The organism is Fluviicola chungangensis, from assembly GCF_007558725.1.
Classification (GTDB): domain Bacteria; phylum Bacteroidota; class Bacteroidia; order Flavobacteriales_D; family Crocinitomicaceae; genus Fluviicola; species Fluviicola chungangensis.
Map to the genome: position 1 here is coordinate 497,847 of NZ_VLPL01000002.1, position 25,593 is coordinate 523,439.

Genomic DNA, 25,593 nt, shown 5'->3' on the forward strand with positions numbered 1-25,593 from the left:
TTGTTTTTTCGATTATATTAAGAATTATAAGCCCATTTTAAATAAACGGCACCCCATGTAAATCCACCACCAAAAGCAGATAGGATTAAGTTGTCGCCTTTTTTCAATTGCTTTTCCCAGTCCCATAAACAAAGTGGTAAAGTCCCTGCTGTTGTATTTCCGTAGCGTTGGATGTTGATCATTACTTTCTCTTTCGGAACACCCATTCTGTCGGCAGTTGCATCGATGATGCGCAGGTTTGCCTGGTGAGGAACCAGCCAATCTACATCAGCAGGAGTAAGGTTATTGCGTTCCATGATTTCAGCCGAAACCTCTGCCATGTTTGTTACCGCAAACTTGAAAACCTGTTTTCCTTCTTGTTTTACAAAATGTAACCGCTGATCCACTGTTTCGTGTGTAGGAGGGTTCGCTGATCCGCCTGCAGGTTGGTAAAGGTATTGCCTTCCTGATCCGTCTGACTTCAGGATTGCGTCTTGAATTCCCAGTCCTTCCGTATTTGGTTCCAATAAAACGGCTCCACCCCCATCACCAAAAATAACACAAGTCGTTCGATCTTCGTAATCCAGGATGGCACTCATTTTGTCCACGCCAATGACGATTACTTTTTTATGCTTTCCGGATTCGATGAAACTGGCCCCTGTTTGCAATCCATAAATGAATCCCGAACACGCAGCAATCAAATCATAACCCCATGCATTCTTGAGTCCCAGTTTATCACAAACCACATTTGCCGTTGATGGAAAAGGATAATCCGGAGTGACCGTTGCCAGAATCACCAGCTCGATGTCCAACGGATCCGTATTTGTCTTTTCCAATAGTCCTTTTACAGCTGCAGCAGCGATATCTGAGCAAGCGCCTTCGCGAAGAATGCGTCGTTCTTTGATCCCGGTCCTTGTTGTAATCCATTCATCGGAAGTATCAACAATTTTAGCTAAGTCGTCATTTGTAACCACTTCCTCCGGAAGATAGCCACAAATGCCTGTTATTGCTGCGGTGATTTTACTCATTTTATTGATTAAAAGCTTCGTTAATGTTTTTTGTAAGATCTGATTTTGCCACCTCATAGGAGTGCAGTAGCATACTTCTTACGGCCTTATCGTTTGAGATACCGTGACCGATTATGACGTTCCCCTTCACGCCAAGGATTGGCGTTCCGCCGTAATTCTCATAATTGAAACGATCGAAGTATTCATCACGCAGCCCTCTTTTACGCATGAGTGTGTAGATTCCTTCGGCTTGCTTCAATGCAATATTACCGGTGAATCCATCACAAACAATAATGTCTGCCACACCGGTAAACAGATCGCGACCTTCAACGTTACCAATGAAATTTATTTCATCGGATTCCGCCATCAGCTTGTGAGCAGCGATCGTCAATAAATTTCCTTTGGTTTCTTCTTCACCAATATTCAATAAACCGACTCGTGGGTTTTCTACGCCATAAACACATTTGGCGTAAAGACTTCCCAGAATGGCAAATTGGTAAAGTACATCGGGTTTGCAATCGGCATTGGCACCAACATCCAATAAAATGGAGTTTTTACCATCTACTGTTGGCAAGACGGAGGTAATACACGGACGGATGATCCCGGCAATGGTATTGATCTTATAGATCGCACCAACCAGCATTGCACCCGTATTTCCCGTACTGGCAAAGATGTCGATTTCCTTCCTGGCGAGCAGATCAAAACCGACCGCGATACTACTGTGCGGTTTGTTTGGAATTGCCCGGGTAGGATGGTCGTGCATAGTAATGACATCAGGGGCATGAACAATGTCATATCCAGCTGAATCTTCATTCAACGCGTTTAGGCCACTCAAGATCTGATCCTGGTCGCCAATCAACACGAGACGCACGTCCTGAGGAAGTTCTTTTCTAGCAAGTACAGCACCGGCTATATTGGCCTCTGGTGCGAAATCACCGCCCAAAATATCTATTCCTATCTTCATCAGGAGGAATGTTTATTACTAAACAGCGCGAATTAAATCGCTACTTCTTTCTCAGCTACTACTCTTCCTTTGTAGTACAACTTGCCTTCATGCCAGTGAGCATGGTGGAACAAATGTGGTTGTCCTGTTGTAGGACAAGTTGCAATGTTCTTCGCAATTGCTTTGTCGTGAGTTCTTCTCTTGTCACGACGTGTTGTGGACGTTCTGCGCTTTGGATGTGCCATTTTACTTATTTATTTCAATCGTTAATTCAAATTTTTTAATGCAGACCATCTGGGGTCTATCGGTTTGTCGTCATCCGGGTCGTCCGAATCATCGTCGTCTCCGTCTTCTTCATCCCAATCCTCGTCGGAGTCTTCATTGTCGTCCCAATCCCGATAGCTATCGGGATCATCGTCTTCATCCCACTCGTCGTCTTCACCCGGCTGACTTGCATTCACAATGTATTTGTTATACAAATCCATTACCTCTTCGTTACATCCTCCTTCCGGATGGATTCTTCGGGCGGGTAATGAGATTACCAACAACTCATAGATCGGTGCTGAAACATCCAGTTCATAGGATTCCGGGGGAAGAATAACTAAATTCTCATCTTCAGAAACTTCTGTCCCAAATTTGTAAACAATGCGGTAATCACCGTGAATGGCTACTTCCATCGGATCGTTGCAACGATCACATGGAGTGGCAACAGTTCCTGAAAGCGAAAATTCCGCGATCATCATTGTTTCCTTCTTTTCAAATGCCAGTTCTACCAGAACATGAGCATCTTCAATCAGCGTGTTTTCAACACCTTCAAAGAACGATTTGTCTATGTTGAACTCATAGCGATGCGTCCCTGTTTTTAATCCGACAAACTGGATTATGAACTCATTCGTAGATTTCTTCACTACACAAAAATTGGAGGGCAAAGGTAGAAAAAATAAACGAATAGATTCTTATAATCCAGTTAAATTTATTTTTCATGCTACACTTTGGACCTGGTTTCAGGTTTTGACACCATCAAAAGAGCTGCTGTTTTTACGCTTGTACTCGCTCTTCGCAAGCCGTACTGACTCTTCTCACAAGCTGCACGTTCCATTACTCAATTTCATGCTGTCGGTCACCTCTTTTCCGGTGGTGGGCAGATTCTTGAATTTGAAGCGGATTTGCTGCGATTTCTTTTAGGAACTTCCGGGTATTGAAAATGTCAATTGCCAGGTAAATTGCGCTGCGCATCGATTGGGCATTGGCTTCATTTTTCCCTGCAATATCGAATGCTGTTCCGTGATCCGGGGAAGTTCTTACGATAGGTAATCCTGCCGTATAATTCACTCCGTCTTCAAAAGCAAGTGCTTTAAAAGCTGCCAATCCCTGATCGTGATACATGGCTAAAACGGCATCGTACTGACTGCGGTTCGGACTGCCAAAAAATCCATCAGCGGGAAAGGGGCCGAATGCAAAAATGTCTTCGTTCCGTGCCATGTTGATTGCCGGAGTAATGGTTTCTGCTTCTTCTGTTCCCATTTTTCCATTCTCGCTGGCATGCGGATTCAAACCGAAGACGGCAATTTTCGGACGTTGAATTCCAAAATCCTTTTTCAAACTGCTGTCCAGAGCTTTGATTTTTGCCAGGATTTTTTCGCGCGTTAAGGTACCCGAAACTTCCTTCAGGGGAACATGTGTAGTAACCAATGCCACACGAAGTGAACCGCTTACCATCATCATCAGGGCCTCATCCATTCCTGCCAGGTGCGCCAGGTATTCCGTATGGCCCGGAAATTGAAACCCTGCTTTCCCGATTGCTTCTTTGGAAATAGGGGCGGTTACCAGCACATCGATTTTCCCCGAAGCCAGGTCTTCTGTAGCCTTTTCCAGGGAAAGGAATGCGTATTTACCACTGGCTTCAGTTCCTTTTCCCAATTCGAACTGGACCTCTTCATTCCAGACATTGATGATATTGACCTTGCGATTGACTGCTTCGTTCGCCGTTTTGCATGTTTGGTAATTAAACTCCGGCTCATTCATTGCTTTCTTATGAAAGGAAATGGTTTTGGACGAAGCGTAAATGATGGGTGTGCAATCCAGTAACAAGCGGTTATCCGCCAAAGCTTTGATCACCACTTCCGGCCCGATACCATTGATATCACCAATTGAAATTCCTACACGAATCGGAACTGCACGGCCTTCTTCTTTGATTTTTTCTTTCTCTTTTTCCATCTTATGAAAGGCGTTTTAAGAAGTTGATCATTAAGCGAATTCCGGTTCCGGTTCCTCCAAATCCCCTGTAGTCCTGAGGTTTGTCAAGGAAGGCCGGTCCGGCAATGTCCATATGGATATACGGTGCTTTTACGAAATGCTCAAGGAATTTTCCTGCTGTAATCATTCCTGCATAGCCGTTTCCGACATTATTCAAATCCGCAATTTTGGATTTCATATCGTCGTAGTAGTCGTCCCAAAATGGAAACTCAACCAGGCGTTCATATGTTTCCATACCTGCTTCGTTCAGCATATTGAAATATTTTCTATCGGCATTTCCCATCATAATGGATGCACGTGTACCGATTGCCCTGGCAGCAGCTCCTGTTAAGGTGGCAGCATCGATAACCAGTTCGGGTTTGTATTTATCTGAATAAGCCAAAGCGTCTGCCAGGATCATTCTTCCTTCCGCGTCGGTGTTAAGTACCTCCACGGTGGTACCGTCGTACATCGTAATGATGTCACCCGGCGTATATGCATTCAATCCCGGTCGGTTGTCCGTAGCAGGAATCAATCCGATCAAGTGAATAGGAAGTTCCATCATCGCGGCAGCATAAATGGTTCCTGCCATCATCGCTGCTCCTGCCATATCGGATTTCATGGCATCCATTGATCCGGCTGTTGGTTTCAAACTCAAACCTCCCGTATCGTAAACAACTCCTTTTCCAACCAGGACGATGGGATTTTTGTTGCTCGCTTTTTTGGGTTTGTATTCCATGATGGTGAATGTAGGAGGATCAACAGAGCCTTTGTTTACAGCTAATAATCCACCCATTTTCAGTGCTTCAATCTTCGATTTTTCGAGGATGGTTACTGAGAACTTTGCTTCTTTTCCTTTGGCTTCAATTGCTTCGGCAAGTTGCGTGGCATTTAACCCTGAAACCGGTTCATTAACCAGGTCACGGGCCCAGAAAACAGCTTTTAGGCTAGCAGCGAGCTCTTCAATTGCCGAGGTCGTGATTTTTGCTGAAAAATCAATAGTTTCCAGGGCGAATTTTTCCTTGTCTGCTTCTTTTCTGTATTTCAGGTACTGGTAACAGGAGAGTGCAAATCCTTCTGCAAGAAGCAGGCTGTTTGATTTTCCTCCATCGATGAAAACGCTTTTGACTTCTTTGGGTAAAACTCCGCGGAGTTTGTGTCCCATGATGCGCATTTTTTCATCGGTTGCCTGGTCTTTGATAAAGACGAAGTGTTTTCCTTTCAGGGGTACGTGTAAAAATTGGAGATCAGCATTTTTGTGAAAGATTTCCAGTTCTTCTGCCACCACCTTAGGAAGCTTGGTTTGCGTTTCCATTTTTTTCCCAACAAGGACAACGAGGCCTTCTTGTTGGTCGAACGCAGCGGATGTATTCAAATTCATAACAATCAAATTATGTGAATTGTAAAGATAGGATTAATTGAAAATGTAAAATTGAGAATTGAAAAGTCTTTTCAATTTAGTTGACTCTTAGTATCACTTTTCGACCGGATTTAGTTTTTTGGATTTTTTAGTTTTCTATAGCCATAGATTCCTGCCGGAACAAGAATAACAAGTAACGGCCAAATGGAAAGCAATCCCAGAAAAAGAACAACGATGCCGGTCCACCCTTTTGCAAGCGCGTTTTTTGCTTTTTCCCAAAATCCGGGTTCTTCTGATGGAGTAACGTGGTGACTGAGGGGTTTGTATAATTCAATGTCGAGGGTACTGTAGCCAACTTGATCATCCAAAAAACTGAGTCTTGCTTCCTGGCTTTCAATTTCCTCGATCAGTTCCCGGATCTGCTCCTGGATCTGCAATAGTTCTTCCATATTTTTAGCCTTTGTCAGGAATGCTTCATATCTTGCCAAATAGGCTCTCTTGCTTTTTAGTCTTGTTTCAAGGTCGATATATTCTCCACTGACGTCATCGGTTTGGATGTTTTTGGATACGATTTCATCATTGCCATTATGAATAGCCTGAAGCATTCGGTCGAAATTTTTTGCAGGAACGCGGACTGTCAATGAGTAACGGTATTCATAACCTGATTTGCTGAATTGTTCGTTGTCGTAATATCCGTCCAACGATTGGATTGCCCTGTCCAGATGGGCTTTACTTTTTTCAATGTGTCCGGACTCTAAAACCAGGTTTCCGGTTTTAATTAGTTTCTTTTTTGCGCGCGAATCGGTCGTTTTCTCTTTGTCCTTTTCATTGAGAGAAGCTGTAGATTTGAAGCCGGAACTCTGATCTTCGGATTCAATGTTGGCAGAAACACTTCCCGGTTCGGGTGAATTTTTCAATTCCGGGTTCTGAGAACAGGAAAAAACAGTCAGTGTAATAGCGAATAATCCTGTAATGGATAGATATGGATTGATTGACTTTTTCATTTTCAGGTTTTTAGTAATGTATTATACAAACGATTACTAATAAGGTTCAGGTTGGGTAGAAAAGAGATCTAGTGCAACTTCGAAACCTGCCTGCCAATGTTTTTCAGCATGGTGATGGTCTTGTTCAGGTTTTGAATATCTACTTCCTTCAAAAAGTTCGCGTAAAATTCCTCAAACATTTTGTTGTAGGAACGACACAGACTTTTTCCTTTATCAGTTAAAGAAATAATGTTATTTCTTCTGTCGGAAGGATCTTCCTGTCTTAATAATAGCCCTTTTATGGACAGTTTGTGGATAATGGGTGTCAGGTTAGCTTTGTTTTTGCGGACCCGGTCTGCAATTTCTTTTTGGTTGATCTGAGCACTTCGGGAAAGAAGCATCAATACTTCCAGCATCTCAACTGTAATTCCCAGCTCATTGTTTTTCAATTGCTTTTTAAAATAGGCCTGGATGATAAACCGCATGTCCTTGATGGAATCAATTAATTCCACCAGTTTAGCCATGTTTGTATTTTCAATTTCGATCATTACTTTTAGTTAAGTCAAAAGCAAGTTACAAACAAATACAGTTATCCAAAGTAACTAATACCTGGGGAATTACTGAAGTGTATAACTTATTTAGCGATCGGTTATCAAAGGGTAAGTAATTCACCTCTTGACACTTAGTTAATATTGGAAATTACCTTATTCTTCGTAATTCATGTAGATCTCTTCTTCCCCGTAATAACCTTCCGGGGCTTCACTATTGTTCATGTTGATGCCGTAGTACTTTCGTTTCAGCTCTTTCCCGATCTGATAGGTGATCACGCTGACATCCAACAATTTCTCCTGGTAACTCAAAATAGCATCGAGATTTTCCAGGTTCGGATTCAGGCAGATTTCGCTCATGTTCTTTACACTTCCCAAATCACCTTTTAACCAGCGGCCGTTGCGTTTGCCCATTACATACTCACCAACCTGGTTTAGGTTACCGTTGACGTCGTACAGTTTCCAGATCCCGGTCGGTAACCCGTCTTTTACCCAGCCTTCATTTTGAATGGACCCATTGTCGTAATAGTTTTTGACATACCCGTTTTTCCGGTGTTGTGAGCTGTCTTTTTCCCAGAAACAATACAGCATCCGTTCTTCATTGTGGTCCGTATGCGCACAGTCGTATTTTTCAAATTTCTCGATGATCCAGTTTTTACTCAAAGGATTGTCGTTTTCATCCAGGTAATAAAGAATTCCCTTCGATTTGAATTTGATGCTGTCATTTACCGTAATAATGCTGTCAAAGTATTCTACTTCCATTAGTTTCTTCCCGAAGTAATTGAAGTATTTCCAGCAGCCTGTTTTTATTCCTTTGGAAATGGTCCCGATACGAGCAATGGTGTCGTTCGGGTAATACTTGGTGATGTGATAATCAATACCGGTTTTATTGACCAGGCTTGGTCTTCCGTAATACGGTTCGTTTAAACTGTAATCGGAGTAACCGACCTGGTAGATCAATTGGTCGATGCTGGAACTGGTTGTAATGTCTGCAAAATTGAATGCAATAGAATCCCTCCAATCAAATTCGTAACGCACGCTGAGTTCGTTTTCTTCCCAGATCTTTTCCTCGACCGGCTGATTGTATTGGAACTTCACATATTGGTATTTGAAACCGAGTGTATCGTAAGCTTCATAATCATCAATTGGCTGACCGCTTAGGAAAAAGCCTTTTTTTGCCAGTTTGCCGTTTGAATGATAGGCTACGGATTCGCCCTGCAAGGCCCCGTTTTTGAAACTTAAGTCAAAGATCAATATGGAATCTTTTTCAGGGCCGGTGAAATAGGTCTTTACATTCCCGTCGATGTATCCGTTTTTATAATACGATTGACTGAAGAATAATTTGTTGCGTTTGAATTCAAGGCCTTCCTTGGCTCCATCCACAAAGTTCACATACGTCAGTGTGTCGCCTATCCAGTTCATGGTAGTATACGGACCGTTCAGAGCACCATTTTTATAAGTACACTTTGATTCCAGATAATACGTCTTTTTTAAGGGATATTCTTCGTATTTGGAAAGCGGATCTTCGTAGCCTATTAGTTCGTCTTCGTTTTTTGGCTTCGGTTTGGGAAGCACTAAATTGTAATCTAAATTGTCTCCATGAGCTTCCCCGTTTTTAAAGCCGATGGTTGATCGCACTTTTCCGAATTGATCTTTGTAAGTCCAGAGACCTTCGGGTTTTCCGTTCAGGTATTTTCCTTCTGCAAAAGTAAATACGGATCCGGTTTCTCCTTTTAAGCGGGCAGATCGGCTTGAAAAGCTTTCCCCGTCATATTCGCGTTGCCCGTCAATTTCGTAAAGCGGACGGTCATACATTGCGGTGAAAACTCCGTAAAGGGTGGTAAATAATCCGGTAACTGAGTGGGAAACCTGTCCTGAACCACCGAATTCGGATAGGTATCCTAACAGGAAGTCAGTTCTCTTCCCGGATTTTAAATACGCTTTGACTGCTGCTTTGTACAGTTTTAGATCCGTTTTTCCGTCAGGAAGGGAGAGCTGAATCAGCTGATCGGAAGCGCTCACATGAAAACTTCCCTGTTTGTCTTTCAGTTTGAATGTTCCGGTAAAAGGTTTGCCGTTCACCAGGAGCTCATCGTCTTTTTCGACCGTGTACTTGTATTCCCAATAGAAAGCCAGCTTTTCAAGTGGAACGGTATCGGATAAACTTGATTTCCAATAATCGTCCAGGGTCCCGTTTTGAATGGTTTTTAACGTCAGGTTTTTGAATTTCCAGGTTTTTACGGCATTCATATTGAGGTAATCTTCCGAAAAAATGACTTCCTGAGTGGATACCGTATCACCCATGAGGTTCAGTTGAAACGCATTCAAAGTCCTGCTCTTCGGGTAGAAATAAACGATTTTTGCCAGGGAAGAATCCAGTTTGAAACGTTCCTCGATCAATAATATTTTTTCCGGCATCGCTCCGGGTTTGATTTCCTTGTCTTCCGAATAAATGAATGTCGGGTTTCCGTAGTTCCGGTCGTATTCTTTGTCTCCAATGGTTACGAAATCTGGATTTTTCCGGGAAGGACTGCTTAAAATATTTCCTATGGAATCGTGGTAAGTTTCATAGTATTTGACACCGTTATAATCGTAAAAACGCTGCACATACTGATTTGAATCTACCAAGAAAACCACTTCGTTTGCGATGGTCCCGTTGTCCCAGTAAACAGGTTCTTCTTTTACCAGTTTTCCGTCTTTTACTTCAAAGCGGTACTGCAATTGCCCGTTCTGATAGTAATGCTCTACGATTCCTTCATATGCATACAAATAACCCATTGAGTCGATCAGATCGTTGAGCTTGTACCGTTTTTTGTTCACGAATTCGTAAAATTCATTTGGATTGTAATCCGGTCCGGGGGTAAAATCAAACTCTGAGCCGTAATCATAATATTCTCCTTCGTACAGTTCTTCTTCACCTTCGTAACTCGTCAAATTTTCTTCCGGTAATTCGATGTTGTCGTTTTGAACTTCCTGGACGGTGAGGAAGGTGCTGAAATCCGGGAAATCTGTTGCATAACCCAAATCATATTTATTTTCGTCATTGGGGGAGCTGTTTACCAGCACTAAGGAATCTTCCCGACTGTAGCCCATAAATTCATAGGGAATGATGCTGTGTCGAATGATGGGAGATTTCCCTCTTTTTTTGTCGCTTCGAATGGTATACCGGTCGATCAGGATCTTTTCTGGTCCTTTTGTAATGATCAGTTTCCCTTTTTTGTCAACTGTTACCGTGGTTTTATAGCCATAAATTTCCCACGATCCGGAAGTTTGGTCTGCCAGGAAATTTCCGGAAGTCAGCAATTCCTGGTTTTGGTAAACGGTAAACGGTCCGTTTTTCAATCCGTCTGAAAAAGTAAAGGTTGTTTTTGTTGTATCGTAAATCATCTTTTGCAGGCGGCTTTCTATCGATTCCTTGGGATCGTAGGTGTAAGACTCATCGATCTTCTGCATGTATTCGTATAAGCGCCAGGTACCTGTTTTTTCACTGTTCCTGTAATTTCCGGTTTTCACTGTTTTTCCATCCGGAGCATACCAGGTGCTGCTTCCTTCAATGAGGTTGTTTTTAATTGAAAAAAAAGCAGCAACGACATCATTTTTGTAGCGCAAAACGCGTCCGGAGATAAATGGGATATCCCGGTAGTACATCACATAATCTCCGTCCGGAAGAGATACCAATGCGGGAGTCGGGTCAACCGTAATACCATTGTCGGTTGTGACCATAAAAAATGGATGTTTCTCCAGCATTTCCTCAAAATCCTTCAGGTATTTTTTATATGATTTCGGAAATTTGAAAGCGGTTTTTTTCTCCAGTTCCGAAATGGGTTCTTCGCTGACCGAAACGATTTTTTCATTGCGCTCGTCCCTTTTGATGACTTCTTTCCGGTCGGCAAAATTCAGGTAATATTCCTGCATTCCTGCAACAGCCTGCTGGTGTGGATAAACATAATAGTTTTTACCATCAATAGTAACCTTTTCTGTTTGAGCAAAAACAACAAAAGAAGTAAGAGAAAGAACGATTGCGAGGATGAATTTTCTTTCTGAGGTATTGTTGATCATGGAATAACGGGATTTTTTAATATCGTGTAAAAATTAAAGCGTTGTTAGGGGTAATAAGTATAGGTGAATAATTCATGTGTCTGGTAATTGTTTACTCCTTCTGCATGTTCTTTTTTATGGATAATTTTTGTTGGCAAATGGTTGTTGTCATAATAAATGAGAGACTTTACAGAGGTTACAAATGTTTTGTCAATAAAAGTGGAATCAATGTAGCCGTTAAAATGCCCGTCATTGTAGTTGAAGTAACGTTTCTTAAAGAAAGGATAATCTTCATTGGTAATCAGTTTCGGAAAGTTGCCGGTGTAATATTGGTAATTTGAAATAAATGTTTCTTTGACTTTGTTTCTCACTTTGTAGCGTTTCACAGGTCTGTCCGGAGATCCCAGGATGATCCAGTCATTTGGCAAAGGATTTGCAAGCGAATCGACCGAAAGAGGGCCAAAGTATTTTTTGTTCAGAATAAAATGAATCAGGTCCATTTCATTGGAAGCGACAAAAGAAGCATAGCTCGGGGATAACTTGTTCGGATCGTAGGTGAAAGTAGTATTCTCCACACCGTAAAAATTGTCTTTTTGGACTGCTTCGGAATAATTCAGTTGACCGGGCTCACTGATCCTGAAAGACTGATTCGAAATCACAATTCCTTCTGAAAAGTCTGTTATTTGAAGCTGAATTAATCTCCCGGACTGATTAAAGGTGTAAATCAGTGTTCTTTTTGGAAACGTTTCATCTTCCGATTCGGGATTGTAGACACTGGTATCTGAAATGACCCCTTTAAACGAAGTGACGGTTAACTGCTGGATTTTTTTACTGGCTACGATACTGTCGTTAAACCAAAATGGGAAATTGATCAGGGATGCGATTTCTTCCTGAAAATAAAGCGGGTGAATCAGATCCGGCATAATTTGGACCTCTCGGACCTGAACTTTCTTTTTTTGTGCGCAATCTGAAAGTAAAAATCCGGCTAAAATCAACAGGTAAACAAGGGTTCGTTTCATCCAATTAAAGGTAATATATTTTGTTTTGTTCTAAACCTTATTGGTTTTGAAGTTTTTAGTTCCGAAATGTTCAAATGTTCGAATTTGAAGTTTAAATACTTGAACTTCTTGAACCCTTTCCACCTTTTGAACTTTTTTTAACTTCCTTCTAAGCTGTTAATGTAATACAAAACCTTCAGTTATAAGGCTTAAACGGCTCTTTTTTGGTAACTTTGCCCCATGGATATGGAAAGGCCGATAACAGACTGGTTGCCGCTGACAAAAAAAGAGGTTGAAAAAAGAGGTTGGGACGAACTGGATGTGGTCCTGATTTCCGGTGATGCCTATGTGGATCATCCGGCTTTCGGTACTGCAGTTATTGGAAGGATCATTGAAAGTGAGGGGTTTAAGATCGGGGTAATTGCCCAGCCGAACTGGAGAGATGATTTGCGGGATTTTAAGAAATTGGGAAAACCCAAATATTTCTTCGGAGTAACTGCCGGATGCATGGATTCCATGGTTAATCATTACACTGCTGGAAAGCGTTTGCGCTCTACGGATGCTTATACGCCCGGTGGAGTTTCCGGGTTCAGACCCGATTATGCAACAACTGTTTATACCCGGATTTTAAAAGAATTGTATCCTGATGTACCCGTATTGATCGGGGGAATTGAGGCTTCTCTCAGAAGGGTGACTCATTACGATTATTGGAAGGATGAATTGATGCCTTCTATTTTGGTTGATTCACAAGCCGATTTATTGGTTTACGGAATGGGCGAACAACCTTTACGGGATTTGCTTCGCTTGTTGAAAAAGGGAGTTCCTTTTAGTTCCCTGACGACCATTAACCAGGTTGCATTTATCCAGGATTCTTCCAAAGAACTTCCCAAAAACAAACAGTGGGAAACCGTTGAACTGGCCAGCCACGAGTTGTGTCAGAAGGATAAATTGGCTTACGCTGCGAACTTCAAAATCGTAGAAGTTGAGTCCAATAAACTAAAAGCGAATCGTATTATTCAGCAGGTTGGTTCCAAAACCTTGATTATTAATCCCCCATATCGTACCATGACCGAAAAGGAAATGGACCAGTCATTCGATATGCCTTATACACGCCTGCCACACCCGAAGTACAAGAAACGGGGCACCATTCCGGCGTATGAAATGATCAAATTTTCGATCAATATGCACCGGGGATGTTTCGGGGGCTGCAGCTTTTGTACGATTTCCGCTCACCAGGGAAAATTCATTTCTTCCCGTTCTGAAAAAAGTATCCTGAATGAGATCGATGAGGTGGTAAAACATCCGGAGTTCAAGGGATATTTATCCGATATCGGTGGACCTTCTGCGAACATGTACCGTATGAAAGGAAAGGTGGAAGCAATCTGTGAACGCTGCTCCAGTCCCAGTTGTATTCATCCGGTCATTTGTAATAACCTGGATACATCTCACAAAGCAATGACAGAATTGTATCGTAAGATCGATGCGCATCCGAAGATCAAAAAAGCCTTTGTGGGTTCGGGGATCCGTTACGATTTATTGGTAGATGATTTCAATAAGAACAACGAAGACGGTAATCACGATGAGTATATTGAACAGCTGATCACGCGCCATGTGAGCGGCCGGCTGAAAGTTGCCCCGGAGCACACTTCCGATGCTACTTTGCGGGTGATGCGCAAACCGTCGTTTAAGTATTTTCATAAGTTTAAAGAGAAGTACGACCGTATTTCGGAGAAAAACAAGTTGAATCAGCCTTTGATCCCGTACTTTATATCTTCTCATCCGGGCTGCGAGGAAGCAGATATGGCTAACCTCGCTGCGGAAACAAAAGATATGGGCTTCCAATTGGAGCAGGTCCAGGATTTTACACCAACTCCAATGACGGTTTCGGAAGTAATTTACTACACGGGAGTGCATCCATATACGCTGAAACCGATTTACACAGCAAAAGGTGTGGACGAAAAGAAAAATCAGAATCGTTTTTTCTTCTGGTATAAAAGGGAGAACCGGGATTGGATCAAGGACCGGTTAACAAAGGCTAAAAGACCGGAGCTAATCTCCCAATTACTGGGAGATCAACGCGGCCCATCTATGAATAGTGGTAAAACAAATAGCGGTAATTCTTCCAAATCGAGCGCGAACGTACCAAACTGGTTGAGCGAGCGCAGGAAAAAAAAATAAGCAACAGGCCGTGAAAAACTCAGTGAAAGTGGAAACGGTAATTTCGTTACGACCTGTTGCTGTAATCTTATTTTAGTTCTTTAGATTGCGATATTACGTGTAGACCAAACTTGCAGCAGTGATTTGTTCATGTGCAGATAGCTTTCTATTGCAATCACTGAAGAACCAACCTTCGATATACAGTAAAGCAACTCTTCTTCGGAACACTTCAACTCGCTGCTCCAATAGGAGATATTCGTTTTGCTGTGAATATCTACTCTTGGTTTGTTTATTTGATCATGTATCATCTCAAACAGTGAATTAATTTTGTTATGTTGAAACAAATGTAGGTCCCGGATTTGATCCAAACAACCGTATTTTTACTGAAAATGCATTGCGGAAAACCACATTTTTTTGATTTTGTGAAAATTTTAAACCCATTAAAATCAGGGATATGGCAGATTTCGCTGTTTTAGCGGTTTGGAAGTTCAATTTATTCCAGTTATAATTGATCCCGTATAACTTAAACTATATTATTATGTCATTTACAGGAAACGAAGGGGGACAAATTACCCTAGCAGAAGGGGCAGCTTTGACAAAGGCATATCGTGATAAAAATCCGAATGCTATAAAAGCAAGATTTTTTGGAAGAGCCGGGATTGAACAAATTTTAGCTCAACCCGATTGTAAAGGTTTGCGTTTGTATTTTGGTCATGGCGTCGATGGAACCCCTGAATTGGTAATGGTTGGCGCGGACTCCAATGAAAATGACATGCTGGACATAATTTATGATTTTTCAAAACCATGTCCTGCTAGTTGTAGCAGTGTCAATTTATTGAACAGTGATCAAGGGAGTTTGAGGTAATCGATGAGTGGCTTGGAGTATCTTGTTATTTCATCCTACTTTTTTCCAATAGGGATTGGTTTGGCGCTTCTGGTTTGGAAGCGCCTTATTTTTGTTGGAAAGATGTTGTGGTTTTACTTATTATTCACTGTTTGTGTAGAAATAGTTAGCGCTACTCTTGCAACTAATGGGATTAACAACCTATGGCTTTATAGGATCTATCTCTATGTTGAATTAGTCTTTCCTAGTCTTTTTTTCTTCAAACAGTTGTCGAATAGAAATAGCAAGAATATTTTACTATTTGCTTTCTCAACAGCCATTGTATTAACTACTCTTACGAATTTTTTTGACGATTGGCAAAGCCATGCTTCTGTTCAAACTGGAATTACTTTTGGTTGTATCGCACTTATTATCATCAGTTATTTCATCGAAATGTTTCGTACGGAAAATGTATTTAATCCGTTTAAAGATATTTATTTTCTTGTTGGCGCAACGTTGCTTTTGGCGCATTCTTGTACTTTGATATATAATTTACTTTATGATTACTTGGTAATAGGATATTTTGGGGATGAGATGCTCAAAATTCTGAATAAGGGGAATCTAGGGTTGGTTTTACTTTATAATATTTTATATTCATACGCACTATGGATCAGCAGGAAACCTCAAATTTAGGACTCTTACTAATTATTGGTACCCTGGCAATGTTCATCATGGCTTTGAGTATCATTGTTTTTGCCGTGCTGTACCAACAGAAAATGCGCCGCAAAAAGCAGGAAATGATTCAAATGGAGCTGAACTACAAGAATGAAATGGTGCAGGCTACGTTGGATGCCAAGGAACTGGAACAGCGCCGGATCGCCATCGAACTGCACGATGATATCGGGTCCTCGCTTACCGCCTTGAAATTGTCATTTGCCCTGCTGCCTATTGATGAAGACGAGCGAAAATTATTGAACGCGGGCATCCAGGATACAATCAACAAGGTGCGTAGCCTTTCCAATCGCTTACTTCCTACCATTTTGGAAGAATTAGGACTTGTTCCGGCGGTAAAAAGCCTGGTAAATACCCTCGCACAGCAAATCCCTCACGTTCAATTTTCTATAATTGCAGTGAATGACCCGAAACATCCAGCTCAGACAAGAGAAGTGAGCCTGGCGGTTTATCGGATCTTGCAGGAATTAATAAACAACATTCTGAAATATGCCGAAGCAACAGCGATCGAAATAGTGCTGGAACAAAATGAAGAAGGTATCCGTATGAGTGTGAGTGACAACGGGAAGGGATTTATCCCCACCCAGGATGACAAACGAAAATCCCAAAGTTTGGGACTAAAAAATATTGAAAGCAGGAGCCAGCAAATTGATGCAAAAATCGAATATCAATTAATGGAACCGGGAACTAAAGTTGTTTTAATATGGCAGGTGAAGGAGGAAATATAAGAATTGCGATTGCAGAGGATCAGTCGATTTTCAGAAATGGATTAACAAAACTTCTGAACGATATTGATGGATTTGAAGTAGTCCTGGCAGTGGAGAATGGTCAACTGCTTATTGACGGGTTGCAAACGACACCCATCGATCTGGCATTAATCGATTTTAGAATGCCTGTGAAGAACGGCATTGAAGCCACAAAAGAAATCAGGCAAACATTTCCCAAATTGAAAGTTTTGCTCTTATCCATGTACGATGATGTGGAATTTGTGGAGCTGGCGATTGAAAATGGGGCAAACGGATATTTATCCAAAGACGATGAAGCGGAAGAGATCCAGTTGGCGATCCGGTCAGCGGTGGAAACCGGGTATTATCTGAATGACCGTACTTCCAAAATGTTTATTGCCAAAATGGTCCACTCCGGAAGAATTCAACCGGTATTCGAAGCAAGCTCAGCCAGTATTTTTAACGAAAATGAATTGGTCATCCTGGAATTGATTTGCAGTGAAATGACTACCCAGGAAATTGCCGATAAATTATTTAAGAGCAGGCGTACGATAGAAAGTGCACGGACCCTGATGATGAATAAAGTAGGAGCAAGAAATGTGGTCGGATTGGTTATGTATGCTATTCAGAACGGAATTGTGAGTCAGAAGACAAAGTAAGCGATACAATTATCAAGGATTGAATTTTCCCTTGATAATTAAATCATTTATAATTGATTAATTCTTGTTACAATCCCATAATACAACTCCTTGCCGCTGGTTGTTTTGAACCACAATTCGGCGTTTGTCAGTTGTTTATTCGAAATACCCAGTTCCTTTGCAATCTGTTGGATAAATGGAATATCGACTTTGGGTGAGTACGTATTTAAGATCAATATTCCCGATTTTGAAACGAGCTGAAGGGCTTCTCCGATCAGTGTTCCCAGCAACTCTTCCAGTTTCCATTTTTCACCTTTCGCGCCCAAGCCCCAGGCAGGCGGGTCCAGTTGCACCATGTCATATTTGTTTCCCCGCTTTACTTCCCGCCGGATAAACTTCAGTGCATCTTCATGAACCCATTTGATTCCGTCCAAACCGGATGCCGACTGATTTTGCCGTCCCCAATCCAACATGGTTTTTACACTGTCGCAATGGACTACTTCCGCTTCGGTTTTTCTCCCGAAAAGAGAGGCTGCGCCTGTGTATGCAAATGCATTCAGGAACCGTTTGGAAGCGTTTAAATTTTCGGAAAGGAATTCCCAGTTGATTTGCTGTTCGGGAAAAAGTCCCAGGTGCTTGTTGTTGGTAATCTTTAAATTGAAAACAAGTCCGGCGCTTTGAAAAAGCCATTCTTCGGATGCCAGCGGATTGAGTTTCTTCCAGTTTCCCTGCAAGGAGCCTTCCTTTTTTGGAATAAATTCCCAATCGGCAAGTTGGGTCCATTGCTTTTTGGAAAGCACCGCTCCAAAATAAGCCTGGTGTTCCGGACGAATGGTTGTGACTGTTCCCCAACGCTCCAATTTCCTTCCACCACCGGCATCAATGAGCTCGTAGTTCTCCGGAAAATCAGCAAATAATTTCATTCGTCGTATTAACGCATTTTAGGCATCTTCTTGCGCCCACCCATCATTTGCGCCATACGCATTTGGTTTTTGGATGGAGCATTTTGCAATTGTCCCTGCATCATTTTGATTTGGTCCTTGAGCATTCCGCTGTCGTCCATTTTCTTTGCTTCTGCCAAGAGCGTGATTGCTTCTTGTCTGCGGCCGGTCTGAACACAAATTCCGGCCAGGTGCATGCGTGCCATGGCTTTATCGTGACCTCTTTTCAGTCCCATTTGAATAGCCTGACGAAGCATTGCTTCTACTTTCGCATGTGGAAGTGATTGGGCGTTCAGAAGTGCCTGCATGTAAATAACATATGCTCTTTGGCGTTTTGAAAGAATGTACTGCGGTGCTGTAATGCGGTTAATTGCACGTTGTGCCTTATCCTGGTTTCCGCTGCGCATGTGGTTGAGCGTAAATGCCAGGTTTTCATTGTAGATAAAAGAAAGAATTACCAATGCCAGCGGAATGATCAGGGAGATTCCCCAACCCCAGTAGCCGGTATAAAAAGAATAAACTGTTAAGAATAACATCCCTGCAGCGATGAAACTGCGAATAGCAAATCCGATCATAATTTTATTTAGTCAATTGTTGCAATACACTTTAATTCGATGGCAATAGGGGTAGGAAGCGAATTGATCTCAACGGTTGTTCTGCACGGTAAATTATCCTTGAAATACTCGGCGTAAACACGATTATAAACATGGAAATCACGTTTCATATTCACCAGGAAAACCGTTACGTCAACCAATTGGTCCCAACTTGATCCTGATTCTTCCAGGATAATACGCACGTTATCAAAGACACTGCGGCATTGTGCTTCAAAATCAAATTCAATGAAATTTCCGTTCTTATCCAACTGAAGTCCGGGTACAGCAGAGTCAATATCATCAGATCCCGCTACCCTTGGTCCAACTCCCGATAAAAAAAGAAGGTTGCCAACTTTGCGTGCGTGAGGATACAATCCGACTGGTTTCGGTGCCTTATTTGTTGAAATACGTGAAACTTCTGCCATACATTTTTTTAGCAAAGATAGTGCTTTCTGTTGGATTGCATAACGAATTATTTTCCCGGTTTGAAAGAGTTGGTTTGAATGCACGAAGAGAATTATATGTACATTTGTCAGGACTATGAATAAGCGCATGAAAACCGTTGGGGTCATTGGAGGAGGAAGCTGGGCTACCGCTTTGGTGAAGATATTGTGTAATAATTTTGCGCAGGTAAACTGGTTTGTCCGCAGAGAAGATCAGGTTGCTCACATCTTGAGATATAAGCACAATCCTACTTATTTACAGTCGGTTGAGTTTGACCTGAACCAGATACATGTTTCGAATAATCTTGAAACTATAATCAGCAGATCCGATGTGTTGATCGTTGCAACTCCATCTGCTTTCTTAGTTGAACTTTTTAAGGATACGACCCCGGAACTTTTCAAGGGTAAAATTGTTTTTTCGGCTGTAAAGGGAATTGTTCCGGAATACAATGCGATCCCTGCACGTTTTTTTCATAAAACATTTGGAACTCCATACAAGGATATTGGAATCATTTGCGGACCTTGTCATGCGGAAGAGGTTGCCCTGGAGCGTTTGTCCTATTTGACGGTTGCTTGTCAGCACGAGACCATTGCCAATGAAATGGCGCGTATGTTAGCATGTCGTTATATCAAAACTACTACTTCGGACGATTTATTCGGAACCGAACTTTCGGCGGTATTGAAAAATGTGTATGCCTTGGCTTCAGGCATTTGTTCCGGTTTGGGTTATGGAGATAACTTCCAGGCAGTGTTGATCGCAAATGCTATCCAGGAAATAGAAAATTTCATTGATGAAGTCAGTCCGATTCACCGGGATGTAAAATCATCTGCCTATTTAGGGGATTTGCTGGTAACTGCTTATTCCAAATTCTCCCGGAACCGCACGTTTGGATATATGATCGGGAAAGGATATTCGGTGAAAACGGCGCAGCTGGAAATGGACATGATCGCGGAAGGATATTATGCGACGAAATGTGTTAAGGAGATCAATAAGAAGTTCCAGGTGGAGATGCCTATTTTGGAAGCCGTTTACAATATTTTGTATGAAAAAATCTCTCCGGTGATCGAAATGAAGATTTTGTGTGACAAATTGACTTAGATCCAAGAGACAAGAGAGGAGATTTCGCGTGCGCGGGTCAATAATATAACTAGTTTTTTTGACACCACCCTTCTAGGGTTATAAACCCTAGAACAGATTGGAAGCTAAAGTTGTCGGTTTGTTTTTAACTGTTCTTCTCCCGGAATTGTTTTGGCGTTTCTCCTGCATGTTTTTTGAAGAACAAATGAAAATAGGGATAGTTCTCAAATCCCAGTTCATCCGCAATTTCCTGGATACTTTTCGATTCGCTCACCAACTTGCGTTTGGCTTCCAGGAGCAACCGCTCGGCGATTAGTTGAGAAGTACTTTTCCCCGCACAGGATAAACAGATGCGGTGCAGATGCTTCGTCGTCATCGCTAATTCCGAAGCATAAAAGGATGCATTCTTTTGGGAACTGAAGTGTTTATCCAGTAATTGGGTGAACCGATGGAAATGGTCCTGGTATAAATGGTTCTTTTGACCCGGAATGGCTGTTTGTGTGACATAAACCCGGGCAAGATCTGCATAAATTAACTGGCTCAGGTTCGCGATTTTAAGAAAGGCATGTTTTGCATTTTCCTGGTATTCGGTTAGAATCTCTTCAAAACGTTGGTGTAAAATATCTGCCACTTCTTCCGGAATATCCAGTTTCGGATTTGAATCCCTGGATTGAAAAAACGGCCATTGAGTCAACTCGAAATGGGTTACGTACAATTTATAAAAATCTTCTGAATGAAAGAAGATCCAGCCCTCGGCTTCCTGGTCAAACTCCCAATGGTGGATTTGTTCGGGCTGAAGAAAGAATACTCTGTTTGGCTGGATGGTGTAAGTGTGGAAATCAATATCGTGTCTTCCTTCTCCTTTTTCAAAAAAGACCGTCAGATAGAAATCGTGTTTATGTGGATGGTTAATGTCCGAATGGTATTTTTTCAGATGTTCGGAAAAACGATTGATGTAAAAAGCTTGCAACAAGCCATTTTCATCAAACTTTTCAATGGGAAGTCGTGGAAAATTCATGTTTAAAATTACAAAAATGTCCGAATAATAGAATTATTTGAGATAAAGGATAATGGATTGGACACCTCGTCCACAGTAACTTTGTAAAAAAAAGAGATGTCAAATTTTAAACCGATACTCAGTGGAACTTGTCCGATATGCGGAAAGGGTAAAATATTTGAAACAAAAGGATCTTTGCTTCATTTGAAAGCTCCCAAAATGTATGAACGCTGTTCGGAGTGTAACTACAGGTTTGATAAGGAGCCCGGATATTTCTTCGGGGCGATGTATATCAGCTATGGCCTGGCGGTTGCGGAATTACTCCCCGTGTTTCTTTTATTCTCCTGGTTTCTCCCTTTGGGATGGATGTTTGCCCTCATGTTGGTAGTGCTGATTTTAACTATGTTCTTTAATTTTCGGGCTTCCCGAGTACTTTGGATCCACATTTTTCATGAGTAACCATTGAATTGTAATAACTGAAAATAGGAAGTGTTTTTCGTGAAATGGTCAGAAATGAAAGGGCGCTTGGTTGCGGCAATTGTAAAAGGTATTTTTGCCTTGGAAAAAGTAGGAGCAGAGAAATTGAGAATGATGACTGGTGATTTTAACCAATTGACAGCCAAATAATTTTTGGAACTGTTAAAAGTAACGCTACTAAATCCATTTTCTTTTCCATTGATTTTCAGAGCTGTATAGAATTGAATATCTTAGTCCTTTACTACTGATTGAAAACACTATGAAGAAACTTCTGCTATTCGCAAGTTTGCTGGGATTCCACTCATTCGCACAAACCAATACGGATTTTGAGAATCTGTGTCAACAGGCTTATGCTGCTTATCCGGCTATACCGAAAGGAGTCATCGAAGCAGTTTCATTTACCCAAACGCGTATGTCCTATCTGGCGGATTCGGAATTAGAGTCCTGTTCAGGTCTGCCGAAATCCCGTGGATTCTTAGGAATGGTTGCTAGAGGGAAAGGCTACTTTAAAGAGAACATGAAGCTTGTTTCCCAACTGTCAGGGATTCCAGTTTCGCAAATCAGGCAAGATCCGGCGGCAGAAATCAATGCTTTTGCAAAAGTAATCAACGGATACGTGACGGAATTGAAAGGAATGTCGCTTCAGAACACGTTGAAAGAGGTTTTTAGCAGACTTTCTTACTTGCCGGATTCCGGAAGGGTGAATATATATGCCCGTGATGCGGAATTGTATGAACTGTTCCGGTTTCTAAATAACGATGAATACGCTGTTTCTTACCATTTTCCGAATTACAATTTTGATTTGGTTAGCTTATTCGGTGCAGAGAATTTGGCAGTTCTAAGTGCTCAGCGCGTTATTTTCTCAGAAGAGGGAATCCGGTCAGATTCAGGACACAGTTACCTTCCGGTTAAAAAGGAAAGTATATTGAAATCTACGGAATACGCACCGGCGATATGGAACCCTGCACCTTCCTGTAATTTCAGCTCCCGCAACGGTACTGCTATCTCGGCAATTACAATTCATACCATTCAGGGAACCTATGCCGGGGCAATTTCCTGGTCTCAGAATTGCTCTTCCAGCGTTTCGTACCATTACGTCGTTCGTTCTTCTGACGGACAAGTCACGCAAATGGTCCTGGAGGCGAGTAAAGCATGGCATGTCGGATCAGAAAATCCGTATACGATCGGGTACGAGCACGAAGGATATGTGAGTCAGTCACAGTGGTACACAACAGCGTTGTATAACGCATCAGCGGGAATTACACGCGATATTTGTCAGAGCGGTTATGGGATCAATCCGCTCAGAACCTTTTCCGGAGCGGCAACCAGCGGAACAAATGTATTGGGTGGCTGCATCAAAATAAAAGGACATCAGCACTATCCGAACCAAACACATACGGATCCCGGAATTTATTGGAATTGGGCATTGTATTACCAATTGGTGAATAACAACCCCGTTCAAAGTAACCTGACGACTGTGAGCGGTACATTTACAGATTCCGGGGGAAGTTCGGCGGATTACAGCAACGATCAGCGTTATTTTACATTGATCCAGCCTGCAAACGCGAGTTCGATTACCCTGAATTTTTCAAGCTTTTCCCTAGAGACCAATTGGGACTATCTGTACATCTATGATGGCGCAACAACCAGTTCACCGCTGATCGGAACGTATACCGGTACCAATTCACCGGGAACAATCAGTTCTACAGGCGGAGCTTTGCTGATTGAATTCCGGAGTGATTGTGCTACCACAGCTTCCGGTTGGGTGGCTAGCTGGTCGAGTACCATTTCAAATCCGGGCCCGGGAGATCTGATCGCTCCGACAACAGTCATTGCGGCACAACCTGCCTGGATTACCCAGGATTTCACAGCAACTTTTACCGATGCGGACAACGCGTGCGGAAGCGGAATTGAGAAAGCGTATTATCAGGTGATTGATTTTGATGGAACGGATTGGAGGGCAAATAGCAGTAAGGGGTTCTTTAGCGATAATTTTGATCAAAATGCCATTCATTCGGATTGGACAGTTCAAACAGGAACGTGGGCGTTAGGAAGCAGCCACCTGATCCAAAATGACGAAAGTAACGGCAATACCAATATTTGGACCCCGGTCTCAAGCACGCTGAGTAATCGCTATCTGTACCATTGGACAGGCGCTATGTCAGGGAGCGGAACAAACAGAAGGGCGGGACTTCATTATTTCTGCAGCGATCCGACTTTACCAAACAGGGGAAATTCCTATTTTGTCTTTTTCCGACTGGACAACGACAAAGTCCAGTTATATGAAGTAACAAATGATACCTATGCCCTTGTGGATGAGGTTTCCTATGATTTCAATGCGGGTCAATGGTATGATTACAAAATTATTTACGACCGTATTTCCGGAAAACACCAGGTTTACGTAGATAACGTGTTAGTCCAAACCTGGACAGATACGACTCCTTTGGCCAGCGGCGAATCCATTTCATTCAGAAGTGGCAATTGTGTCTATGAAGTGAACGATCTGAAAGTCTATCGTTCCAGGGCGCTTACTGTGCCGGTTTCGGTGGGAACAGGTAATGATATTCGTTACCAAAGTATCTCGCCGTCTTCACCATCCGGCCGCATTAAGTCAATTGTCCAGGATCAGGCGGGGAATTTATCTGCTATTCAGTCACTGGATTTAAAAGTGGATTGGACGGTTCCAGCAACTATAGCAAGTGTTTTTGACGGACTGTCAGCTGATATAACAACGACGACCAATAATTCCATGCTGGAAGCGAATTGGACGGTCTCTTCGGATCCACATTCGGATGTTGCAAATTACTGGGTGGCTATCGGTACCGCGCCGGGAGGGACAGATGTAGTATCCTGGACGAACAATTATTGGAACACAACGATCAGTATCGGAGGTCTGAATCTAAGTGTCGGAACCACGTATTACGTTTCGGTAAAAGCGGAAAACGGTGCGGGCTTGTTTTCAGCGATAAGCACGTCGGATGGACAAACAGTCGTTTTGCCGACCAATCCGCCCAATGCGTCATTCATCCTCCAGAATACCTATGTCTGTTCAACCGATTCCCTGGTTTTTCAAAATACCTCTGTGGATGGAGTTAGTTATTTGTGGTCATTCCAGGGAGGATCTCCGGCTGCAAGCAGCGAGGTAAATCCGAAAGTACAATTTCCTGCTTCAGGATCATACCAGGTCCAACTGATTGCTTACGGACCCAACACTTCAGATACCATTCAGCAGTTGATTGACGTAGTGGTAAGTTTGCCGGTCACGGCGCAATTTAGTTTAAATGATGACACGCTCTATTTACCGAATGCGGTGCTTTACTGCACAAACCTGTCATCCAATGCAAACGGTTACAATTGGAACTTCGGAGAAGGCACCCAAAGCCAGGACGAAAATCCCTGGCACACATATTCGGCTGCAGGTAATTATGAGCTGACGTTGATCGCTGTAAATGATGCTTGTCCGGGAGATACGATGAACCGGTTGATTCGTGTGATAGACTTTGCCGGTATAGACGATCCGGAAAATCAGGTATTCCATGTTTATCCGAATCCCGCTGCTGACTTTGTGACCATTGAGTTGACCGAATCGGGCGGAACACTCCTGGTTATGGATGGTTTGGGAAGGATCGTACGGGAAAAGAAGTTAGACACGGCAACAACTGATTTGAAAATAAGTGATTTGGCTGGTGGAATGTATCAGTTGGTTTATGTCATTGACGGGAAACGGGTGCAGAAATCGATCGTAAAACGGTAAATGCGGGAAAACCTAAAATCGATTTTGTTGAAAATTGACGGTTAAAAAACTGAAAGCAGCGTTAGAGAAAAAGGGGACGAGGAAAACCAAAGTTGCTCTGTAAATTTGGTTTAGCCTAAGTAGGTGGAGGTATTAGAGCCTACT

At 42.3% G+C, this 25,593-nt stretch carries 24 protein-coding genes; 9 read left to right on the forward strand and 15 right to left on the reverse strand.

The features are described 5' to 3' along the window. Nucleotides 1–17 precede the first annotated feature (17 nt). The 10 genes from FO442_RS05745 to FO442_RS05790 all read right to left on the reverse strand — a co-directional run bounded on the left by FO442_RS05745 (nucleotide 18) and on the right by FO442_RS05790 (nucleotide 12,112). Nucleotides 18–1,007, reverse strand: coding sequence for a beta-ketoacyl-ACP synthase III (locus FO442_RS05745; protein ID WP_144332199.1), 990 nt, complete (start codon nucleotides 1,005–1,007; stop codon nucleotides 18–20). Between the two features lies 1 nt (nucleotide 1,008). After that, nucleotides 1,009–1,950, reverse strand: coding sequence for a phosphate acyltransferase PlsX (plsX, locus tag FO442_RS05750; RefSeq protein ID WP_144332200.1), 942 nt, complete (start codon nucleotides 1,948–1,950; stop codon nucleotides 1,009–1,011). Between the two features lie 32 nt (nucleotides 1,951–1,982). Next, nucleotides 1,983–2,174, reverse strand: coding sequence for a 50S ribosomal protein L32 (gene rpmF, locus FO442_RS05755; RefSeq protein WP_144332201.1), 192 nt, complete (start codon nucleotides 2,172–2,174; stop codon nucleotides 1,983–1,985). 21 nt (nucleotides 2,175–2,195) lie between these two features. Continuing rightward, nucleotides 2,196–2,837 carry a YceD family protein gene (locus tag FO442_RS05760; RefSeq protein WP_144332202.1) on the reverse strand — a complete coding sequence of 214 codons (642 nt, stop codon included), beginning with the start codon at nucleotides 2,835–2,837 and terminating at the stop codon, nucleotides 2,196–2,198. Nucleotides 2,838–3,027: 190 nt separating this feature from the next. After that, entirely contained in the window at nucleotides 3,028–4,146 is a 1,119-nt protein-coding gene (gene pdxA / locus FO442_RS05765) for a 4-hydroxythreonine-4-phosphate dehydrogenase PdxA (RefSeq protein WP_144332203.1), read from the reverse strand. A 1-nt stretch (nucleotide 4,147) separates the two neighbouring features. After that, nucleotides 4,148–5,545 (reverse strand): leucyl aminopeptidase family protein, encoded by a 1,398-nt coding sequence (locus FO442_RS05770; RefSeq protein WP_144332204.1) that lies wholly within the window; start codon nucleotides 5,543–5,545, stop codon nucleotides 4,148–4,150. A 110-nt stretch (nucleotides 5,546–5,655) separates the two neighbouring features. Further along, entirely contained in the window at nucleotides 5,656–6,528 is an 873-nt protein-coding gene (locus FO442_RS05775; RefSeq protein ID WP_144332205.1) for a DUF4349 domain-containing protein, read from the reverse strand. Nucleotides 6,529–6,596: 68 nt separating this feature from the next. Next, nucleotides 6,597–7,055: a MarR family winged helix-turn-helix transcriptional regulator gene (locus FO442_RS05780; RefSeq protein WP_144332206.1), complete on the reverse strand. Its 459-nt coding sequence runs from the start codon at nucleotides 7,053–7,055 to the stop codon at nucleotides 6,597–6,599. A gap of 156 nt (nucleotides 7,056–7,211) precedes the next feature. After that, the gene (locus FO442_RS05785) at nucleotides 7,212–11,114 is read right to left on the reverse strand and encodes a toxin-antitoxin system YwqK family antitoxin (RefSeq protein ID WP_144332207.1); all 3,903 of its coding nucleotides are present in this window, start codon (nucleotides 11,112–11,114) and stop codon (nucleotides 7,212–7,214) included. A 44-nt stretch (nucleotides 11,115–11,158) separates the two neighbouring features. Next, nucleotides 11,159–12,112 carry a hypothetical protein gene (locus FO442_RS05790; RefSeq protein WP_144332208.1) on the reverse strand — a complete coding sequence of 318 codons (954 nt, stop codon included), beginning with the start codon at nucleotides 12,110–12,112 and terminating at the stop codon, nucleotides 11,159–11,161. A gap of 219 nt (nucleotides 12,113–12,331) precedes the next feature. Between FO442_RS05790 and FO442_RS05795 the strand changes: the two genes are divergently transcribed. Next, nucleotides 12,332–14,269: a YgiQ family radical SAM protein gene (locus FO442_RS05795; protein WP_144332209.1), complete on the forward strand. Its 1,938-nt coding sequence runs from the start codon at nucleotides 12,332–12,334 to the stop codon at nucleotides 14,267–14,269. An 80-nt stretch (nucleotides 14,270–14,349) separates the two neighbouring features. Here the strand turns inward: FO442_RS05795 and FO442_RS05800 are convergent, their stop codons facing one another. Then, nucleotides 14,350–14,556, reverse strand: a complete 207-nt coding sequence (locus tag FO442_RS05800; RefSeq protein ID WP_144332210.1) for a DUF3606 domain-containing protein — start codon at nucleotides 14,554–14,556, stop codon at nucleotides 14,350–14,352. Nucleotides 14,557–14,786: 230 nt separating this feature from the next. On the opposite strand from FO442_RS05800, the gene FO442_RS05805 reads away from it, so the two are divergent. The 4 genes from FO442_RS05805 to FO442_RS05820 are packed head-to-tail and all read left to right on the forward strand — an operon-like array spanning nucleotide 14,787 to nucleotide 17,187. Next, a complete protein-coding gene (locus FO442_RS05805) occupies nucleotides 14,787–15,113 on the forward strand; it encodes a hypothetical protein (protein ID WP_144332211.1) in 327 nt (108 codons plus the stop codon). Between the two features lie 3 nt (nucleotides 15,114–15,116). Further along, a complete protein-coding gene (locus tag FO442_RS05810; RefSeq protein ID WP_144332212.1) occupies nucleotides 15,117–15,764 on the forward strand; it encodes a hypothetical protein in 648 nt (215 codons plus the stop codon). After that, nucleotides 15,737–16,531, forward strand: a complete 795-nt coding sequence (locus FO442_RS05815) for a sensor histidine kinase (RefSeq protein WP_144332213.1) — start codon at nucleotides 15,737–15,739, stop codon at nucleotides 16,529–16,531. The genes FO442_RS05810 and FO442_RS05815 overlap by 28 nt, the downstream gene beginning before the upstream one ends. Then, nucleotides 16,507–17,187 carry a response regulator transcription factor gene (locus FO442_RS05820; RefSeq protein WP_144332214.1) on the forward strand — a complete coding sequence of 227 codons (681 nt, stop codon included), beginning with the start codon at nucleotides 16,507–16,509 and terminating at the stop codon, nucleotides 17,185–17,187. Before FO442_RS05815 ends, FO442_RS05820 begins: the two co-directional genes overlap by 25 nt. Before the next feature lie 47 nt (nucleotides 17,188–17,234). Here the strand turns inward: FO442_RS05820 and FO442_RS05825 are convergent, their stop codons facing one another. The 3 genes from FO442_RS05825 to FO442_RS05835 are packed head-to-tail and all read right to left on the reverse strand — an operon-like array spanning nucleotide 17,235 to nucleotide 19,125. Beyond that, complete coding sequence (locus tag FO442_RS05825; protein ID WP_144332215.1) at nucleotides 17,235–18,089, reverse strand: class I SAM-dependent methyltransferase; 855 nt, start codon at nucleotides 18,087–18,089, stop codon at nucleotides 17,235–17,237. 8 nt (nucleotides 18,090–18,097) lie between these two features. Continuing rightward, nucleotides 18,098–18,682 (reverse strand): tetratricopeptide repeat protein, encoded by a 585-nt coding sequence (locus tag FO442_RS05830; RefSeq protein ID WP_144332216.1) that lies wholly within the window; start codon nucleotides 18,680–18,682, stop codon nucleotides 18,098–18,100. A gap of 8 nt (nucleotides 18,683–18,690) precedes the next feature. Further along, nucleotides 18,691–19,125: a RidA family protein gene (locus tag FO442_RS05835; RefSeq protein ID WP_144332217.1), complete on the reverse strand. Its 435-nt coding sequence runs from the start codon at nucleotides 19,123–19,125 to the stop codon at nucleotides 18,691–18,693. 115 nt (nucleotides 19,126–19,240) lie between these two features. Between FO442_RS05835 and FO442_RS05840 the strand changes: the two genes are divergently transcribed. Then, complete coding sequence (locus FO442_RS05840) at nucleotides 19,241–20,242, forward strand: NAD(P)H-dependent glycerol-3-phosphate dehydrogenase (RefSeq protein WP_246073819.1); 1,002 nt, start codon at nucleotides 19,241–19,243, stop codon at nucleotides 20,240–20,242. Nucleotides 20,243–20,366: 124 nt separating this feature from the next. Here FO442_RS05840 and FO442_RS05845 read toward each other — a convergent pair whose 3' ends face one another. After that, nucleotides 20,367–21,239 (reverse strand): AraC family transcriptional regulator, encoded by an 873-nt coding sequence (locus FO442_RS05845; protein ID WP_144332218.1) that lies wholly within the window; start codon nucleotides 21,237–21,239, stop codon nucleotides 20,367–20,369. Between the two features lie 96 nt (nucleotides 21,240–21,335). Here FO442_RS05845 and FO442_RS05850 point away from each other — a divergent pair, with 96 nt between their 5' ends. From FO442_RS05850 to FO442_RS05855, 3 genes are all read left to right on the forward strand, one after another. Next, a complete protein-coding gene (locus FO442_RS05850) occupies nucleotides 21,336–21,677 on the forward strand; it encodes a DUF983 domain-containing protein (protein WP_144332219.1) in 342 nt (113 codons plus the stop codon). A gap of 39 nt (nucleotides 21,678–21,716) precedes the next feature. Continuing rightward, nucleotides 21,717–21,845: a hypothetical protein gene (locus FO442_RS18945; protein WP_281281557.1), complete on the forward strand. Its 129-nt coding sequence runs from the start codon at nucleotides 21,717–21,719 to the stop codon at nucleotides 21,843–21,845. A 109-nt stretch (nucleotides 21,846–21,954) separates the two neighbouring features. Further along, nucleotides 21,955–25,449: an N-acetylmuramoyl-L-alanine amidase gene (locus FO442_RS05855; RefSeq protein WP_144332220.1), complete on the forward strand. Its 3,495-nt coding sequence runs from the start codon at nucleotides 21,955–21,957 to the stop codon at nucleotides 25,447–25,449. Nucleotides 25,450–25,593: the final 144 nt, after the last annotated feature.

Bases quoted from the DNA above. Each gene is read 5' to 3' on its own strand.
- FO442_RS05745 (WP_144332199.1), bottom strand. From the start codon at position 1,007: ATGAGTAAAATCACCGCAGCAATAACAGGCATTTGTGGCTATCTTCCG.
- plsX (WP_144332200.1), bottom strand. From the start codon at position 1,950: ATGAAGATAGGAATAGATATTTTGGGCGGTGATTTCGCACCAGAGGCC.
- rpmF (WP_144332201.1), bottom strand. From the start codon at position 2,174: ATGGCACATCCAAAGCGCAGAACGTCCACAACACGTCGTGACAAGAGA.
- pdxA (WP_144332203.1), bottom strand. From the start codon at position 4,146: ATGGAAAAAGAGAAAGAAAAAATCAAAGAAGAAGGCCGTGCAGTTCCG.
- FO442_RS05770 (WP_144332204.1), bottom strand. From the start codon at position 5,545: ATGAATTTGAATACATCCGCTGCGTTCGACCAACAAGAAGGCCTCGTT.
- FO442_RS05775 (WP_144332205.1), bottom strand. From the start codon at position 6,528: ATGAAAAAGTCAATCAATCCATATCTATCCATTACAGGATTATTCGCT.
- FO442_RS05780 (WP_144332206.1), bottom strand. From the start codon at position 7,055: ATGATCGAAATTGAAAATACAAACATGGCTAAACTGGTGGAATTAATT.
- FO442_RS05785 (WP_144332207.1), bottom strand. From the start codon at position 11,114: ATGATCAACAATACCTCAGAAAGAAAATTCATCCTCGCAATCGTTCTT.
- FO442_RS05790 (WP_144332208.1), bottom strand. From the start codon at position 12,112: ATGAAACGAACCCTTGTTTACCTGTTGATTTTAGCCGGATTTTTACTT.
- FO442_RS05795 (WP_144332209.1), top strand. From the start codon at position 12,332: ATGGATATGGAAAGGCCGATAACAGACTGGTTGCCGCTGACAAAAAAA.
- FO442_RS05800 (WP_144332210.1), bottom strand. From the start codon at position 14,556: ATGATACATGATCAAATAAACAAACCAAGAGTAGATATTCACAGCAAA.
- FO442_RS05805 (WP_144332211.1), top strand. From the start codon at position 14,787: ATGTCATTTACAGGAAACGAAGGGGGACAAATTACCCTAGCAGAAGGG.
- FO442_RS05810 (WP_144332212.1), top strand. From the start codon at position 15,117: ATGAGTGGCTTGGAGTATCTTGTTATTTCATCCTACTTTTTTCCAATA.
- FO442_RS05815 (WP_144332213.1), top strand. From the start codon at position 15,737: ATGGATCAGCAGGAAACCTCAAATTTAGGACTCTTACTAATTATTGGT.
- FO442_RS05820 (WP_144332214.1), top strand. From the start codon at position 16,507: ATGGCAGGTGAAGGAGGAAATATAAGAATTGCGATTGCAGAGGATCAG.
- FO442_RS05825 (WP_144332215.1), bottom strand. From the start codon at position 18,089: ATGAAATTATTTGCTGATTTTCCGGAGAACTACGAGCTCATTGATGCC.
- FO442_RS05830 (WP_144332216.1), bottom strand. From the start codon at position 18,682: ATGATCGGATTTGCTATTCGCAGTTTCATCGCTGCAGGGATGTTATTC.
- FO442_RS05835 (WP_144332217.1), bottom strand. From the start codon at position 19,125: ATGGCAGAAGTTTCACGTATTTCAACAAATAAGGCACCGAAACCAGTC.
- FO442_RS05840 (WP_246073819.1), top strand. From the start codon at position 19,241: ATGAATAAGCGCATGAAAACCGTTGGGGTCATTGGAGGAGGAAGCTGG.
- FO442_RS05845 (WP_144332218.1), bottom strand. From the start codon at position 21,239: ATGAATTTTCCACGACTTCCCATTGAAAAGTTTGATGAAAATGGCTTG.
- FO442_RS05850 (WP_144332219.1), top strand. From the start codon at position 21,336: ATGTCAAATTTTAAACCGATACTCAGTGGAACTTGTCCGATATGCGGA.
- FO442_RS05855 (WP_144332220.1), top strand. From the start codon at position 21,955: ATGAAGAAACTTCTGCTATTCGCAAGTTTGCTGGGATTCCACTCATTC.